The organism is Roseateles sp., from assembly GCF_049240545.1.
GTDB lineage: Bacteria > Pseudomonadota > Gammaproteobacteria > Burkholderiales > Burkholderiaceae_C > Paucibacter_A.
Window position 1 is genome coordinate 1 of the sequence record NZ_JBMLSK010000263.1, and the last position, 1,202, is coordinate 1,202.

General features: G+C 63.3%; 3 protein-coding genes. All 3 read left to right on the forward strand.

Features of this window, described 5'->3' with window-relative positions:
- A partial coding sequence (locus tag ACOVRJ_RS17190) for a hypothetical protein (protein ID WP_422045059.1) occupies nt 1-442 on the forward strand: 442 nt, incomplete at its 5' end.
- Nucleotides 439-819 carry a hypothetical protein gene (locus ACOVRJ_RS17195; protein ID WP_422045060.1) on the forward strand — a complete coding sequence of 127 codons (381 nt, stop codon included), beginning with the start codon at nt 439-441 and terminating at the stop codon, nt 817-819. The genes ACOVRJ_RS17190 and ACOVRJ_RS17195, both read left to right, overlap by 4 nt.
- 122 nt (nt 820-941) lie before the next feature.
- Nucleotides 942-1,193, forward strand: a complete 252-nt coding sequence (locus ACOVRJ_RS17200; RefSeq protein WP_422045061.1) for a hypothetical protein — start codon at nt 942-944, stop codon at nt 1,191-1,193.
- Nucleotides 1,194-1,202: the final 9 nt, after the last annotated feature.

The following is a 1,202-nucleotide window of genomic DNA, read 5'->3' on the forward strand; positions in this document are numbered from 1 at the left end:
CGCAGACAACCAGGCCGTGGCGGGTCAAGTTGAGCGACCTGTTAGGCCGCTGATTGGATGCGACGAGTTGCGCACCTGGCTAATCGCGCAGGGGTTCCGAGTGGCACCAAACAGCTTGCGACACGACGGCAATGGCTGCGACTGGTACGCCTATAAGCGCAGCGCGATCCCAGCCCGAGAGTGCGAATGCAACGACGGCAAGCCTATGCAAGTTGTCGTCCAACCCTGGCGCATAGAGGACTGCAACGCGCCAGATGGCGCATGGGAAAGCGCCGAGGTCGAAGTAACCGGCGAGGCGGGTGGCCACTGGTACAGGCTGAAGAGCTACGGCCTGAAGCCCGTAGAGCTGATGGGGCGCCTGCATGAGATTGAAGCAGCGCTGATCGCGGCGTGGAATGCGCTGCGGCCTAACGTGCGACCTAAGCGGGACACAACAGCATGAGCAACACGACAAACACCACCGAAGCTGCAAGCGCACCACAGGCAGAACCTGCTGTTGTGGCTCCGCTTGAGGGAGGGGTTAGGCCCGTCGCCTACAGACTCCGCGACGAAGAGGCGACTGAACAGTATGGGCGCGACTTGTTTGTTTACTGGTCGCCATCCGAGATCAGGCACAAGGCGCGCGGTGCCGCGAAATTGATCGCATTGCTTGAACCGCTGTACGACCAGGCCACGATTGATGCAGCCGTGGCCGCAGAGCGCGAGCGCTGGGTTACGGCTTGCTGCGCGGCATACGCGGACGCGATGGGCCGCAGCGGTCGCGAGCGGACTGCCGCCGCTGATGCTGTGATGGCAATTCGCAGGGCTTGCGGGGCCTAACGCTGGCGCTAAGCGGGCGCCCGCGACCGAGTAACCCAAACGCGGAGGCCGTGCGGCGCTCCGCTTGAGCAACCTGTTCGGCCTGGTGGCCGTAGTGAGAGGGACGACAAATGCAAAGACCTGTGACCGAGCAAGATTTCCGGATGCCGCAGTTCCGCGACGCCAAGCCCGAGGACTACGAGCGGCGAGCAGATGGCGCCATCGTTCGCAAGGACCGCTGGGAAACCACGGTGCGAGCCATCGCGTCGCATTTCGGCGTTGATCCGAGACAGGGTTTTGAGTGCGAAACGCTGCTGGTATGGGTGGAGAGCTTTATCGAGCGCGCCGCGGCGGCTGGGGTTGAACCGCAATACGACGACGAGCTGCCGCAGTGAGGCCGAACG